The 14955-nt window shown below is 72.3% G+C and carries 13 protein-coding genes; 6 read left to right on the top strand and 7 right to left on the bottom strand.

What is annotated here, in order from left to right; translation table 11 throughout:
* Positions 1-100: 100 nt before the first annotated feature.
* On the bottom strand, positions 101-3511 hold the full coding sequence (locus BM430_RS17210) for a DEAD/DEAH box helicase (RefSeq protein ID WP_093568479.1): 3411 nt from the start codon (positions 3509-3511) through the stop codon (positions 101-103).
* Positions 3512-3686: 175 nt separating this feature from the next.
* Here BM430_RS17210 and BM430_RS17205 point away from each other — a divergent pair, with 175 nt between their 5' ends.
* The gene (locus BM430_RS17205) at positions 3687-5126 is read left to right on the top strand and encodes a phospholipase D-like domain-containing protein (RefSeq protein ID WP_093568478.1); all 1440 of its coding nucleotides are present in this window, start codon (positions 3687-3689) and stop codon (positions 5124-5126) included.
* 16 nt (positions 5127-5142) lie between these two features.
* Here the strand turns inward: BM430_RS17205 and BM430_RS34785 are convergent, their stop codons facing one another.
* The 3 genes from BM430_RS34785 to BM430_RS17195 form a co-directional block, all read right to left on the bottom strand.
* Positions 5143-5280 carry a hypothetical protein gene (locus tag BM430_RS34785; protein ID WP_177303085.1) on the bottom strand — a complete coding sequence of 46 codons (138 nt, stop codon included), beginning with the start codon at positions 5278-5280 and terminating at the stop codon, positions 5143-5145.
* 403 nt (positions 5281-5683) lie between these two features.
* On the bottom strand, positions 5684-6682 hold the full coding sequence (locus BM430_RS17200; RefSeq protein ID WP_093568477.1) for a lysylphosphatidylglycerol synthase transmembrane domain-containing protein: 999 nt from the start codon (positions 6680-6682) through the stop codon (positions 5684-5686).
* The gene (locus tag BM430_RS17195) at positions 6679-7440 is read right to left on the bottom strand and encodes an endonuclease/exonuclease/phosphatase family protein (protein ID WP_093568476.1); all 762 of its coding nucleotides are present in this window, start codon (positions 7438-7440) and stop codon (positions 6679-6681) included. The genes BM430_RS17200 and BM430_RS17195 overlap by 4 nt, the downstream gene beginning before the upstream one ends.
* Before the next feature lie 195 nt (positions 7441-7635).
* Between BM430_RS17195 and BM430_RS17190 the strand changes: the two genes are divergently transcribed.
* Entirely contained in the window at positions 7636-8733 is a 1098-nt protein-coding gene (locus tag BM430_RS17190) for a CgeB family protein (protein ID WP_093568475.1), read from the top strand.
* 6 nt (positions 8734-8739) lie between these two features.
* Positions 8740-9555 carry a nucleotidyltransferase family protein gene (locus tag BM430_RS17185; protein WP_093568474.1) on the top strand — a complete coding sequence of 272 codons (816 nt, stop codon included), beginning with the start codon at positions 8740-8742 and terminating at the stop codon, positions 9553-9555.
* 155 nt (positions 9556-9710) lie between these two features.
* Here BM430_RS17185 and BM430_RS17180 read toward each other — a convergent pair whose 3' ends face one another.
* Positions 9711-10505, bottom strand: a complete 795-nt coding sequence (locus BM430_RS17180) for an SDR family NAD(P)-dependent oxidoreductase (protein ID WP_093568473.1) — start codon at positions 10503-10505, stop codon at positions 9711-9713.
* Positions 10506-10611: 106 nt separating this feature from the next.
* Between BM430_RS17180 and BM430_RS17175 the strand changes: the two genes are divergently transcribed.
* Entirely contained in the window at positions 10612-11508 is an 897-nt protein-coding gene (locus tag BM430_RS17175) for a LysR family transcriptional regulator (protein WP_093568472.1), read from the top strand.
* Positions 11509-11514: 6 nt separating this feature from the next.
* On the opposite strand, the gene gcvA is transcribed toward BM430_RS17175, so the two are convergent.
* Positions 11515-12456 (bottom strand): transcriptional regulator GcvA, encoded by a 942-nt coding sequence (gene gcvA, locus BM430_RS17170; protein WP_093568471.1) that lies wholly within the window; start codon positions 12454-12456, stop codon positions 11515-11517.
* A 130-nt stretch (positions 12457-12586) separates the two neighbouring features.
* Here gcvA and BM430_RS17165 point away from each other — a divergent pair, with 130 nt between their 5' ends.
* Positions 12587-12817 carry a DUF1127 domain-containing protein gene (locus BM430_RS17165; RefSeq protein ID WP_093568470.1) on the top strand — a complete coding sequence of 77 codons (231 nt, stop codon included), beginning with the start codon at positions 12587-12589 and terminating at the stop codon, positions 12815-12817.
* Positions 12818-12958: 141 nt separating this feature from the next.
* Entirely contained in the window at positions 12959-13891 is a 933-nt protein-coding gene (locus BM430_RS17160; RefSeq protein ID WP_093568601.1) for a DMT family transporter, read from the top strand.
* Here BM430_RS17160 and BM430_RS17155 read toward each other — a convergent pair.
* Positions 13857-14396: a hypothetical protein gene (locus BM430_RS17155; protein ID WP_093568469.1), complete on the bottom strand. Its 540-nt coding sequence runs from the start codon at positions 14394-14396 to the stop codon at positions 13857-13859. The genes BM430_RS17160 and BM430_RS17155 overlap by 35 nt on opposite strands.
* Positions 14397-14955 lie beyond the last annotated feature (559 nt).

The following is a 14955-nucleotide window of genomic DNA, read 5'->3' as shown; positions in this document are numbered from 1 at the left end:
ACCGGGGCCGATTCGTTCACTCGGGCCGCCCCTGTGAAGAGCGGGCAAGGAGCGAGGCTAGCCGCCGTATCTGGCGTCAGGCTGTCCCGGGGGAAGGATCTCACTCCTCCAGCAACGCGTCGAGATCCGCCGGGGTGAGCGCGCTGGTCGGCGTGCCGTCGTGCTCGAAGAGGGACTGGGCGAGCGCGCTCTTGCGCGCCTTCAGGTCCTCCATCTTCTCCTCGATGCTGCGCGCCGCGACGAGCTTGTGGACGAAGACCGGCTTGTCCTGGCCGATGCGGTGGGCGCGGTCGACGGCCTGGGCCTCCACCGCCGGGTTCCACCACGGATCGTAGAGGATCACCGTGTCGGCGGAGACGAGGTTGAGCCCGGTGCCGCCGGCCTTGAGGCTGATCAGGAAGACCGGGACCTCGCCGGATTCGAAGCGCCGCACCGCCCCCTCCCGGTCGCGGGTGCGTCCGGTCAATTCCGTGTAGGCGACGCCGCTTTGCGCGAGCCGCGGCTTGATCAGGGCGAGCATCGAGGTGAACTGGGAGAAGACCAGCACCCGGCGCCCCTCGGCCAAGAGCGCGTCGAGCAGTTCCTCCAGGCGGTCGAGCTTGGCCGAGCCGGCCTCCTGCGCCCGGTCGAGCTTCAGCAGGCGCGGGTCGCAGCAGGCCTGGCGCAGCTTGAGCAGGGCGTCGAGGATGACGATCCGGCTGCGCTCCCAGCCCTTGGCGGCGATCGCCTCCCGCACCCGGGCGTGCATGGCGAGCCGGATCGACTCGTAGAGGGCGCGCTGGGCCTCGCCCATCTCGACCTCCTCGGTGATCTCGGTCTTCGGCGGCAGGTCGCGCGCCACCTCCTCCTTGGTCCGGCGCAGCAGGAACGGCTTGATCCGGCGGGCCAGCAGCCGGCCGCGCTCGGCGTCGCCGTGCTTCTCGATCGGCGTGCGCCAGGTCCGGGCGAAGGCCTTGCGCTCGCCGAGCAGGCCCGGGCAGGCGAAGGAGAACAGCGACCACAGTTCGGCGAGGTTGTTCTCCAGCGGCGTGCCCGAGAGGCAGAACCGGTGCCGGGCCGACAGGCCGTGGATGAGCTGGGTCGTCGTCGCGTCCGGGTTCTTGATCGTCTGCGCCTCGTCGAGGATCAGGAGGTGCCAGTCCTGGGCGGAGAGCACCGCGTGGTCGCGGGCGACGAGGGGATAGGTGGTGAGCACGAGGTCGTGGCCGTCGATCGCGTCGAAATGCTCGCGCCGGCCCTGGCCGTGCAGGACGAGGACCCGCAGATCCGGGGCGAAGCGCTCGGCCTCCCGGCGCCAGTTCGCCATCAGGCTCGTCGGGGCGATCACCAGGGCCGGGCGGTCGAGGCGGGCTTGCGCCTTCTCGCGGGCGATCAGCGCCAGGGCCTGCACGGTCTTGCCGAGGCCCATGTCGTCGGCGAGGATCCCGCCGAGGCCGGCCTCGCGCAGGAAGGCGAGCCAGGACAGGCCCTCCGCCTGGTAAGGCCGCAAGGTCGCCCGGAAGGTCTCCGGCGGGGTCACCTGCGGGATGCCGCCCTCGGCGAGCAGCATCCGGCCCATGGCGCGCAAGGACTCGCCGCCGCGCCAGGCCAGCATCGCAGCCTGGCTCATCCGCTCCAGGGCCGCCAGGGTGGCGGCGTCGACGAGGCCGAGCCGGAGGCGCCCGCCCTCGCCGGCGCCGCCCCCGAGGCTGAGCTCGCGCAAGGCGAGCAGGATCGGCTTCAGGCGCGCGCCCGGCAGGGCCAGCATCCGCCCGTCGCCGAGGGGCACCATCACCGGCTCGGCCGACCTCTCGTCGATCGACTCGATCGTGAAGTCGGGCCGCGCCAGCAGGGCCGCGACCGGCTCGGCGAGGGGGATGCGCTCGCCCTCGATCTCGACCCCGAGGTCGAGCTCCAGCCAGTCGATCCCCGTGCTCTCGTGGATCTCGAACTCGACCGCCGCATCCGGGTACAGCACCCGGCCGCGGAAGCTCGGATCGGTCACGATCTCGAATCCCGCCGCCTTCAGGGCCGGCAGGGTCTCGGCCTGGAGCGCCGTCCAGGCCTCCTCGCCGGCATCGGGCACGAAGTCCCGGGCGTGGCGCGGGCCCAGATTCGGGCGCTTCTCCTGGACCGGCGACAGGCCGTGGGCGAGGAGCCGCGCCACCGCCCGCTGCTCGGCCGGCGCATCGCGCTCGACCACGAAGAGCCGCCCGCCGGAGAGCCGCGTCGGCCGCGCCCGCATGTCGCCGAACGGCACCGTCACCGGCCCGTAGCGGAACGAGAGGGCGGCGAGGCGCAGGGCCTCGGGCGGCGGCGGCTTGCCGTAATAGAAGAATGGCGGCGGGATCTCGATCTGGGTCAGGCGCAGCACCGGCACCGGCGCCGTGTCGACGATCGTCTCCCGCGGCGGCTCCGGCAGGCGGACGCTCAGGCCGGGCACCCGCTCCGCCAGGGCCGCGTTGAGCGCGTGCGCCGAGGCCGCCGGCAGGGGCGGGGCGTCCGCCAGGGCGGCGGCGATGTGGGCCGGCAGGCCGAGTTCGATCGGCCCGACGAGGCCGGCCCCGGGATCGAGATAGACCGGCGGATAGGCCGCGAGCGCCAGGACCTCGCCGTCGTCTTCGCCGTTTTCCTGGCGGTCTTCCCGGCTGTCGAGGCGCGGATGCGGCGCCAGGGTCTCCTCGTCCTCCACCCAGGCGAGATGGCCGGGCCGGGGCGGCCCCGCGGCGAGGGCCGGCCCGAGCACGGTCCCGAACCGGGCCCGGCCGGTCGCCAGGACCTGCTCCAGGATCCCGGCGCCGGCCTGGTCGAGCAGGGGATAGGCCGGCGGCCCGTCGCCGTCGGCCTCGCGCATCCGCCCGTGCAGGGCCTTGAGGATGCGCAGGTCGGAGGGGCGCAGGTACTGGGCCGGGTTCGGCGTATAGGCGACGCTCTGCGGGTCGACCGGGCGGGGCTTGGCCGACATCTCCCCGCTCTTCAGGAGGCGGGCCTGCATCGGCGCGACGCCGAGCCGGGGCGCGGTGCCGCCGCGGCCGGGGAGCGCCATGAGGACGTAGATCAGCCGCCGGTCGATCTCGGGCGGGAAATCCTCGCCGCCGGTCCGCCGGACGAGGTCGAGCCGGGCGATCCAGCTCTGCAGGGCGGGCGTCAGGGCGTCGGACGAGTCCTGGAGGTGGAGCAGGCGGGCGGCCCGCTCCTCGGGAGTCGGCGGCGGGGGCGGCGGGGGCCGCGAGATGCCGCCCCGACGCAAAGCCCCGAGCAGCACCGCCACGACGTGACGGCAATTGTAGCGCTCGTGGCAGGTGCAGTTTCCGGTGATGTGCGCGCCGTCGTCGTCCTGCTCCACGGTGATCGAGACGGTGAACACCGTCCGCCCGCTGCGGCTCTCGACGTCCCCCTCGACGTGCTCGTCCCCGTCGACCTCGACCTCGAGCACCCGGCCCTGCCGCAGGTCGCGTTCGCCGTCGTTGAAGTTGCCGCGTCCGCAGTTGCGCAGGATGTCGCGTTCGGTGAATGAGAGGGTCCTGCGCATCGAAACGGGGTCCGCCTCCGGCCTGCCAGGGCCAAGGTAGGGAACCGGTCCGGCGTTGGAAACCGCAACGGCAGCCGGCCGGGCGAATCGCCTGTGCGTCTCCCGTCGGCCCGGAACGGACGGCCCCGCCTGTCGTTCCGGACCTTGACAGGAAAGCAGGAGTGACGAGCACCCCATGACCATCGATCCTCCGCGGACCATCGATCCTGCGCGCGACGCGACCGAGACCCTTCTCCAGCCCGGCCGCACCTGCTGGTGCGTGGCGCGGGCCGAGCGGGTCGCGGTGATGATCGACTCCGCCGAGTACTTCGCCCGGCTGGAGGACGCACTGCGCCAGGCTCAGCACTCGATCCTGATCGTCGGGTGGGACTTCGACGGGCGCATTCGCCTGCGCCACGATGCGAGCCCGGAGGAGTCGCCGCCCCTCGGGCCGCTCCTGCGTGACCTCGCCGCGCGGCGACCGGGGCTCGAGGTGCGGGTGCTGGTCTGGAGCGTCGCGACCCTGCACGGGCCGGGCGCGGCGCTGCCGCTCCTGTTCGGGGCCGAGTGGGAGGCGCATCCGCACGTCACCCTGCGCCTCGACACGCACCACCCGCTCTACGCCGCCCATCACCAGAAGCTCGTCTGCATCGACGACCGGATCGCCTTCTGCGGCGGCATCGACCTCACGGTCGGGCGCTGGGACACCACCGCCCACACGGCCGGCGACCCGTTGCGCACCAATCCCGACGGCGAGCTCTACCCGCCGGTGCACGACCTGCAGATGGCGGTCGACGGCGAGGCCGCCGTCCGTCTCGGCGACGTCGCCCGCGAGCGCTGGCGCGCCGCCACCGGAGAGGTGCTGGCGCCGGTGGCAGGGGCCGCACCCCTCTGGCCGCAGGGCCTGGATCCGCTCTTCACCGACATCCCGGTCGGCATTGCCCGCACCATGCCGCTCCAGGGCGACGAGCCCTCGGTCGAGGAAGCGGCGGCGCTCACCGCCGCGTCGCTGGCCTCCGCCAAAGAGACGATCTACCTCGAGGCGCAGTACCTCACCGCCGATTTCGTCGCCGATGCGCTCGCCGTCCATCTGGCCGCCGAGGACGGGCCCGAGATCGTGGTGGTGCTGACGCGCCGCTCGCACAACTTCACCGAGCGCGTCGCCATGGGGACGCCGCGCGACCGGGTGCTGCGCCGCCTGCGCGCCATCGACCGCTTCGGGCGCCTGTTCGTCGCCTATCCGGTGGTGCCGGGCCCCGAGGGAGATTGCGAGATCGAGATCCACGCCAAGCTCGTCCTCATCGACGACCGCTTCCTGCGCATCGGCTCTTCGAACCTCAACAACCGCTCGGTCGCCCTCGACACCGAGTGCGACCTCGCGGTCGAGGCCCGGACCGCCGAGGAGCGCGCCGCGCTCCGGACCCTGCGCGACCGCCTGGTGGCCGAGCATCTCGGCGTGGCCCCCGACGTGATGGCCGCGGCGATCGCGGACGCCGGCCTGATCGCGGCGATCCGGGCCCGGATGGGCGGGCCGCGCAGCTTGCGCGTCTGCGAGGTGCCGGAAGAGGAGGGGCTGCTCGATCCGCTGGTCAGCTCCGAGCTGCTCGACCCGGAGCGGCCGTTCGGGACGGCGTAGGGATGGATCGCCAGCCCTACACCCAGCGCCGGGCTGCGATCTCGCGTCGAAGCGCGTCCGGGACGGCCGGTAGACTGTCCAGCAGGACGAGAAGGGCCTCGAATTGCTCGTCCGAGACGATGGTCAGCCCCGGATCATCGACGGCTCGGAGCATCTCCTCGCGCGCAGGACTCCGCTCGACCGCGTCCCCGGGCAGGAGCGGCTTTCGCGTGTGTTGACGGAGTGGAACGCGTTTTCTCATCGAAATCCAAAGTGCACGATACTGCCACAAAGCCTAGTCCCGATGCTGCTAAGGTTCGGGACGGCCATAATCCATCGATTATTTATCCTAGTCCAGCCTCTCCCCCTTTCCCGGACGACTGCAGCGTCAGCGGAAGGAGATCCGGGATCCAGCACAGGGAGTGCCGCGAAGCGGCTCTGAATGCTGAACCGTTGCAGATACAGGGACGCTTCGCGACTTTTTGCGCTGGATCCCGGATCTCCTTCCCCTTCGTTGCAGTCGTCCGGGAAGGGGGAGTGGAAAATAGCGCATTCCCCCGACCACCGCCACGCGCGGATCACGACGGCCGCGCCGGGGCGGCCTCCCGCGATGCCCCGCCCGCATCGCGCCACCGGAACACAGCCTCGGTCGCCGCGAAGGCGAGGAGGCCGAGCGCCAGGGGGCCGAGGAAGTACAGGCACCGGAAGGCGATCAGCGGGCCGATGACGTCGGTCTTCGGCAGCAGGTGGACGACCACGCTCTCGATCACCCCGACGCCGCCGGGGACGTGGGTGATCAGCACCGCCGCGTTGGCGATGACGAAGACCGAGGCCACCGCGAGGTAGCCGACGTCGGAGACCGCCGACAGCACCTGGTGCAGGCAGGCCGAGACCAGGGCGAAGTTGACCGCGCCCAAGCCCACCTGCGCCGCCGCGAGCGGCAGCGGCGGCATCTCGATCGACCAGCGCCGGACGGTCAGGGGCTTCCGCCACCAGGCGGCGAGGCCGAGATAGACCGCGACGCCGCCCGCGCAGGCGAGGCCTGCCGCCAGCACGGCACCCTTGCTCAAGCCCGTCACCTCCCGGGCGAGGTCGGGATGGACCAGCACCGCGACGGCGCCGAGCGCCATCAGGCCGACCGCGACGGTGACGCCGCAGAACAGGACCGCCTTGGCGACATCCGCGGTCCCGAGGCCCCAGCGGGTGTAGAAGCGGTAGCGGATCGCCCCGCTGCTCAGGCCGGCAAAGCCGATGCTGTGGCCGAGCGACAGGCTGATGAAGGCCGCGAGCGCCACCTTGGGATAGGGCAGGGGCTTGCCGGCGGCGCGCAGGGCCAGCCAGTCGATCCCGGTGAGGCAGAGATAGCTCGCGGCGGCGAAGCCCCCGGCGGCGGCGAGCCGGCCGGCGGGGAGCGCCCGCACCGACTCGACGAGCTGGGCCAGGCTGTAGCCGGCGAGCGTCCGGTAGAGCAGGTAGCCGCCGAGCGCGACGCTCAGCACGGTGAGGAGGATGGTCCAGAACCGGCGGCGCGCGGAGGTCTCCTGCTTGTCCTTGGGTTGGCTTCGAGCCTGCGTCACGCGGGTTCCTCTCGGGGTACGGGGATGCGGGGGGCGGGGACCGGCGCGAGGTCGAGATCGGCGACGAGGGCTAAGTGGTCGGAGGCGATCCGGGCGAGCCTGCCACCGACCGTGCGCACCCCCCGCACCGCGATGCCGCGGCTGACGAAGACGTGGTCGATGCGCAGGAGTGGCAGGCGGGCCGGGAAGGTCGGCCGCAGCCAGGCCCCCGCGCCCTGCGCGTCCGGCAGCCGGGCGGCGAGGCGGCGATGGACGCGCGAGCCCGGCAGGGCGTTGAAGTCGCCGAGCAGCACCACCGGATCGCGGCAGGCCGGATCGCCGAGGAAGTCGGGCCCGAGCAGCGCCTCGGCCTGCGCCCGCCGCTCGCCCCGGCCGAGGCCGAGATGCGTCGTGACGACCTGCACCTCGGTGTCGCCGGCGGTGACGGCAGCCCAGAGCGCGCCGCGGGGCTCGCATCCGGCCCGCTCCGGCAGGCCCGCCGCCCGCACCAGCCGCGAGGGCAGGGCGGTCAGGATCGCGTCGCCGTAGAGCTCCTCCATCACCCGCATCGCCGGGTGGAAGTGGGAGCGCATGCCGAGCCGGGCGGCGATCACTTCGGCCTGGTCGATCCCGCCGCTGCGGGCGCGGCCGACATCGAGCTCCTGGAGCGCCACCACGTCCGCCCGGCAGGCGGCGATCACCGCGGCGATGCGCTCCGGATCGAGACGGCCGTCGGCGCCGAGGCAGCGGCGCACGTTGTAGGTGAGGACGCGGAGCAACCGGGCGGGGCCTTCGAGAGTGCGGACGATCTCCCTCAACGGCCGAGCCTGACGGTGGTTCGGGCCTTGCCGTCACGCTTGCCGGAAAAGCGCAATGTTAGATCCTGAACGGATCAAGCCGGCACGCGTTCACTCCCGGCGCCGCGAGGATGCGACGCGGACAGGCGCGCGATGCGAGACGCGGGGGGAGACCGGATGAGGCTCGTGGTCTTCGGCCTGACGATCAGCTCGTCCTGGGGCAACGGCCACGCGACGCTGTGGCGGGGCTTGGTCCGGGCGCTCGCCCGACGTGGCCACAGCGTGGTGTTCTACGAGCGCGACCTGCCATTCTACGCCCCCCACCGCGACCTGACCGAGATCCCGAACGGGCGCCTCGTGCTGTTCTCCGACTGGGCGGAGATCCGGGGACAGGCCGCCCGCGACGTGGCCGCGGCCGACGTCGCGATGGTGACCTCCTACTGTCCCGACGCGCGCGCGGCCACCGACCTCGTCCTGGGATCTTCGGGCTTGCGGGTGTTCTACGACCTCGACACCCCGGTCACCCTCGAGCGCCTGCGGCGGGGCGAGGCGGTGGACTATGTCGGCCCGGGAGGATTCTGCGGCTTCGACCTCGTGCTGAGCTACACCGGCGGGCCGGCGCTCGACGCGCTCCGGAGCGAGCTCGGGGCACGCCGCGTCGCACCGCTCTACGGCCACGTCGATCCGGAGGTGCACCGGCCGGCGGCAGCTCAGGCGCACTACGCCGCCGACCTCTCCTATCTCGGCACCTACGCGGCCGACCGGCAGGCCAAGGTTCTGTCCTGCCTCGTCGAGCCGGCGCGGCGGCGGCCGGACCGGCGCTTCCTGATCGGCGGGGCGCAGTACCCACAGGATTTTCCCTGGACCGACAACATCTTCTTCGTGCGCCACCTCGCCCCGCAGGAGCACCCGGCCTTCTACGCCTCCTCGCGCCTGACCCTCAACGTCACCCGGGCGGCGATGGCCGCCCTGGGCTGGTGCCCGTCGGGCCGGCTGTTCGAGGCCGCCGCCTGCGGGGCCGCTTTGCTGAGCGACGCCTTCGACGGGCTCGACGCCTTCTACCGGCCGGGCGAGGAGATCCTGCTCGCCGAGACGCCGGAGGACGTGCTCGCCGCCCTCGACCGGAGCGACGCGGAATTACGCCGCATCGCGCAGGCCGGGCGCGCCCGCACCCTCGGCCACCACACCGCCGCGCACCGGGCGGCGGAGCTGGAGGCCATCCTCGCCGAGGCCCGAAACCCCGTCGCCCGGAATCCTATCACGATGGAGGCGTGACACCGCATGTGGGGCATCGTTCCGGCCGCGGGCCGCGGCAGCCGCATCCAGCCGCTGGCCTTCTCCAAGGAGCTGCTGCCGGTCGGCAGCCGCCTGCGCGACGGGGCCGAGCGGCCTTGCGCGGTCAGCGAGTACGTCGTCGAGCGGATGATCCGCGGCGGCGCGAACAAGATCTGCTTCGTGATCGCCCCGGGCAAGTCCGACATCGTCGAGTATTACGGCTCCGGCTACGGGCCTGTGCCGATCGCCTACGTGGTGCAGCCGCGCCCCGCGGGTCTGTGCGACGCGCTGTTTCGCGCCCTGCCGCTGATCGCCCCCGACGAGCCGGTGCTGGTCGGCCTGCCCGACACGGTGTGGTTCCCGGACGATGGCCTCGGGCGCCTGCCGGCGGACGGGCTGTCCTTCCTGCTCTTCCCGGTCGAGCGGCCGGAGCTGTTCGACGCCGTGGTGCTCGACGGCGACGCGGTGCGGGAGATCCAGGTGAAGCGGCGGGATGCCGCCTCGTCCTGGGTCTGGGGTGCGTTCAAGCTCACCGGCCGCATCCTCGCCGAGCTGCACGCCCTCTGGCAGGCGCGGCAGTGCCGCGACGAGTATATCGGCACCCTCGTCAATGCCTGGCTCGAGGCCGGCGGCCGGGCGACGGGTGTCTGCGCCGGTACCGCCTACGTCGATACCGGCACGCTCAACGGTTACCGCGCCGCGATGGCGCTCCTCGGGCCGGCGGAGGCGGGGGAGGAGGGGTCGTCCCTCGGCCGGCCGGAAGCCGTGACACCCTCCTCGTCACCCCGGGGCTCGCCGAAGGCGAGAACCCGGGATCCATAACCCCCAGCGGTGCAGGATTGGGCTCGGCGCGTTCCGCTTCATCCTGGATCGTCGGCGGTTATGGATCCCGGGTTCCGCTTTCGCGGCCCCGGGATGACGCCGAGGGATAGCGGCATTTGTGCTGGATCGATCGACGCCACCGCTCCAATAGGCACTCAGGCGATGGTCGGCACGATCCCGCCCTCGACCCTGAGGCTCGCCCCGTTGGTCGCCGCGGCGAGCGGACTGGCGAGATACGCCACCAGGCCGGCGATCTCCTCGGGATCGATCATCCGGGCGAGCATCGAGAGCGGCCGGTGGACCCGGAAGAACTCCGCCTCCAGCTCGTCCGCCGGCGCAGTCGGATCGGAGGCGACGCTCTTCAGAAAGTCCACGATGCCCTCCGAGCGAGTCGGGCCGGGCATCACCGCGTTCACCGTCACGCCGGTGCCGCGGGTGCGCTGGGCGAGGCCCCGGGCGATGGTGAGCTGAGCGGTCTTCGACACCGCGTAGTGCAGCATGTCGGGCGGCGGCACGAGGCCGGATTCGCTCGACACGAACACGATCCGCCCGGATTTCCGCGCCAGCATGCCGGGGAAATAGGCCTGGGCCAGCCGCGCGCCCGAGACCACGTTGACCTCGAACAGGCGGTGCCAGTCGGAATCGGCGATCTCCTCGAACGCCTTCGCTTCGTAGATGCCGAGGTTGTTGACCAGGATGTCGACCGCCGGCACCGCCGCGACCAGGGCCGCCGCGCCGTCGGCCGTCGCCGGATCGGCCAGCACCGTCCGGGGCGCCCGCGCGCCGGGCTCGGCGGCGATCTCTTTGGCTGCCGCATCCAGCTTCGATTGCGAGCGCCCGGGCAGCACCACCTCGGCGCCCTCTGCCGCCAGGCGGCGGGCGATGGCGAGGCCGATGCCCGCGGTGGCACCGGTGACGAGGGCGGTCTTGCCGCCGATCCTGAGGTCCATGGTCGGTCTCCGTCTCTGGAGAGCACGAGATGACGACGACGGCGATTGATGACCAGCACGCGCGCCGGCACGATGATCGTGCATCTGGCGCAACAATGGACGGCCCATGGACAACCGGCTCGGCGAGATGGAGGCCTTCGTGCAGGTGGCGCGCCGCGGCAGCTTCGCGGCGGCCGCCAAGGCCCTGCGCTGCACGCCCTCGGCGGTGAGCCGGGCGGTGGCGCGCCTCGAGGCGCGCCTCGGCGTCGGGCTGATCCGGCGCACCACGCGGGCGATGACCCTGACGCCGGAGGGCGACCTGTACCTCGCCCGGGCCGGCGAACTGATCGCCGAGTTCGACGCGATCGAGGACAGTTTCGGCCGCGACGCCGCCCAGCCGAGCGGCCTGCTCCGGGTCAACGCCTCGGTGCCGTTCGGCATGCGGGTGATCCTGCCGGTGTTGCCGCGGTTCCTCGTTGAGCAGCCGCGGATGCGGGTCGATCTCGCGCTCACCGACGACGTGGTCGACCTCGTCGAGGCCCGGGCCGACGTGGCGATCCGCATCGGGCCGTTGCGGGACACGAGCCTGCGGGCGAAGCTCCTGGGCCGCAGCCGCCTCGCGGTGGTGGCCGCACCCGCCTATCTCGCGGAGCGCGGCATGCCGGCCCATCCGGACGCGCTCCCCGACCACAACTGCCTCAACTTCAGCTTCCGCCGCTCCCTCGACACCTGGCCGTTCCTGGTCGACGGGGCGGTGTCGCAGCGGCCGGTCCACGGCAACTTCTTCGGTAATTCCGGCGAGGTGGTGCGGCTGATGGCGCTCGGCGGGGCGGGGCTCGCCCGGCTCGCCCGCTTCCACGTCGACGAGGACATCGCGGCGGGCCGCCTCGTGCCGGTGCTCGACGACTTCAACCCGGGCGACGCCGAGGACATCCACGCCCTCTATGCCGGGCACGAGCGGCTATCCTCGCGCATCCGCTGCTTCGTCGACTTCCTGGCGGCACATGCGTCGGTGCGGGGATGAGGCGGTTCACCCGTTCCACTCCGCCGCCTGCGCCAGGATCCACTCCCGGAAGCGCGCCACCTTCGGGGCGTCGGTCTCGGTCGGGGTGACGAGGAAGAAGCTGTAGGGGCTCGCCACCTCGTCGGAGAAGGGCCGCACCAGGCCGGTCCCCGCCTGGCCGATGCCCGCGACGAGGTCGCCCCCGAGCACCCGGGTGGCGAGGCCGACCCCGCCGCCGGCGGTGGCGACCTGCAGGATCATGAAGGTGTAGGTGAAGCGCGGCCCGCGCGAGGCGTCGATGCCGGCGACGCCCGCCGCGGCGAGCCATTGCGGCCAGTCCACCGCCTCGATGTCGATCGGGTCGTCGTCGTGGAGCAGCGTGTGGCGGGCGAGATCCTGGGGAGAGCGCAGGGGCGGCTCGCCATCGCGAAGGCCGGGGCTGCAGACCGGGAAGACGACGTCGTGCATCAGCAGGTCTGAGCGCAGGCCCGGATAGCGCCCGCGCCCGTGCCGGATCGCCACGTCCGTGTCGTCGCGGGAAAAGTCCACCAGGCGGTTGTTGGCCACTACCCGCACGTCGAGGTCCGGATGTTGCGCCCGGAAGCTGCCGATGCGCGGGATCAGCCACAGGCTGGCGAAGGAATGGGTGGTGCTCACCGTCAGCACGTGATCCTGGCCCTGGCGGCGCAGGCGGGCGGTGGCCTCGGCGAGGTGGTCGAGCACCTCGCCGGCGGACGCCGCGAAGCGCTGGCCCGCCGGGGTCAGGGCGACGCCCCGGCTCGGCAGGCGGCGGAACAGGGGGAGGCCGAACCAGCCTTCCAGGATCTTCACCTGCTGCGCCACCGCGCCGGCGCTGACCCCGAGCTCGTCCCCCGCCTCGTGGAAGGTGGCGTGGCGCGAGGCGGCCTCGAAGGCCCGCACCGCGTTGAGCGGCGGCAGGCGGCGGCGGGGATTGCGATCGAGGGACATGCGGCGACCCCGGTGGGACGTGATCCAGATTTCCTGCGGCGGCGGACGAGTCGATCTGGTTTGCTCGCGAAGCGCCCGAAAGGCAATCTCTCTCCATCGAGCAACCCATCCGACCCATCCGGAGAGAGCCATGACGAGCCTCGTCGCTGGCCGAGGAAACCTGCGCCTCGTCCCCACCATCCGCATCGCGCCGCCGCGCCGGCGCGCCGCCGTCACGCTGATCCAGCGGCTCGAATTGTGGGCCGACCGCCGGCGCGAGCGCCGCGCCCTGATGGCCTGCCCCGAGGGGCTCCTCAAGGATGTCGGGCTGTCGCGGAGCGACGCCGTGCGCGAGGCCGGGAAGCCGTTCTGGCGGGACTGATCCGCCGGAATTCCCGATCAGGATTGCACCGCAAGGAACGGGATGCCGCCGGCGATGACCCTCGGTCATGGTGCGGCATCCGTCCCGGAGAGCCCGATCCCGATGCAGCCCGCCGCCAACCGTCCCGTCTCCAACCGTCCGATGACTCCCACGGAATGGAGCCTGCTCCTCGGCCTCTCGGTACTGTGGGGCGGCTCGTTCTTCTTCGTCGGCGTCGCCCTGCGGGCGCTGCCGCCGCTCACCCTGGTGAGCCTGCGCGTCGGCCTCGCCGCCGCGATCCTCGCCCTGGTGCTCCGGATGCGCGGGATCCCGATGCCGCGGGGCGCCTCGGTCTGGCTCGCCTTCCTGGGCGCGGCCTTCCTCAACAACGCGGTGCCGTTCTGCCTCATCGCCTGGGGGCAGACCCACATCGCCTCGGGCCTCGCCGCGATCCTCAATGCCACGACGCCGCTCTTCGGCGTGCTGGTGGCCCACCTGCTCACCGACGACGAGCGCCTGACGCCTAACCGCCTCGCCGGCGTGCTGGCCGGCCTCGCGGGCGTCGCCGTGATGGTCGGCCCCTCGGTCCTCGCCGGGCTCGGGGGCGAGGCGCTGGCCCAGGGCGCTGTCCTGCTCGCCGCGCTCTCCTACGCCTTCGCGGGGATCTACGGGCGGCGCTTCAAGCGCATGGGCATCCCGCCGCTCTCGGCCGCCGCCGGCCAGGTCGCCGCCGCGACCTTGCTGCTCGGCCCCGTCGCCCTCGCGGTCGACCGGCCCTGGACCCTGGCCGCGCCGCCCGTCGCGGCGATCGCGGCGGTCATCGGTCTCGCGGCGCTCTCGACGGCCCTCGCCTACGTGATCTTCTTCCGCCTGCTGGCGAGCGCCGGCGCCACCAACCTGATGCTCGTCACCTTCCTGATCCCGGTCTCGGCGCTGCTGCTCGGCGCCCTGGTGCTGGGCGAGCCGGTGGTGCCGCGCCAGCTCCTCGGCATGGCGCTGATCGGGCTGGGGCTGGTGGCGATCGACGGGCGGTTGCTGCGCTGGAAGAAGGACGAGCGGGTCAAACGGCCGACTGCGACGTCGCCCGAGCGGTGAACTTGTAGGCACCGACGAGCGCGAGCACCGTCGCGAGGATGTCGAGGCGCCGGGGGATCTCCGGCACGAAGACCATCGCCGCATCGGCCAGGACGAGCACCGCGAAGGCGGCCGCCCAGGCGAGGGTGACGGCGCGGTTGACCCGCCCGAATTCCGGGGTGCTCCAGACCTCGGGCGGCGTGGTCTCCCGGGCGTACTGGACCGTGAAGGGCCGCCCGGCGGCCAGCGAGGCGAGCACGATGACGAGCAGGCCCGCATCCACCACGAGGCGCACCGCCGGGATCGTCCAGGTCTGGCCCGTGGCGCGGGTGTAGATCGCGAGGCCGGCGAACAGCACGAGCGTGCCGGCCTCCAGGATCTTGAGCGAGCGACCGAGGACGAGCCGGTCGCGCAGCATCAGTGCGGCGGCGACGAGCGCGCCGGCCCACAAGGCGGCCTCCACATATCCGAGATGGATCAGGACCGCGAAGGCGAAGAAGGGTGCGAAGCTCACGAGCAGGTTCATGACCTTATCCCTCGCCGCGGCCCGCCGTCGTGGATGCCGCGTTGCTGAGGGATACTGCCTCGTGATCTCTCGTAAAGCCATGCTCGCGGTCCACTGAGCCCGGTCGAACCGCGATCCGATGCGGTCACACCGATGGAATCCGGGTGTCTCGCCCCACCATGACGGTCCTGACCGGTCTTGCTGTGGGTAGAGGCTCATGGCCGGGGCCGCTTGCTCAGGACCCGTTTGGGTGGACCTACCCAGTCCAAACGCTCCACGTCATGTATGGACGGCCCCCGTTTCGCAAGGGTTTGTGAGCATCGGTTTGAGCCAGTCGGTTCAGGAGCAGTCATGTATCCGGCCTCTGATGCCGTCGTGCCGCCGCGGTTGATGCGACGAGGACGACGGCGGGCCACCAAGGGGTGCGCACAAGCGTTCCTTGCGAAGAACCAGGCTCCCAACATCCCGACGCGCTGTGACGCGCGATGACGTGGCGGAGTGTCCTGGTCCCAGGTCCCTCATCCTGCTCTGGCCTTGGCCGTGCTTACAGCTCCTTGCTCACCGAAGGTCGCGTCCCGCC

The sequence above is a fragment of the Methylobacterium sp. 174MFSha1.1 genome (assembly GCF_900116815.1).
Lineage (GTDB): Bacteria > Pseudomonadota > Alphaproteobacteria > Rhizobiales > Beijerinckiaceae > Methylobacterium.
Note: the sequence above shows the minus strand (reverse complement) of the source record. Positions and strands in the feature narration are given on the sequence as shown.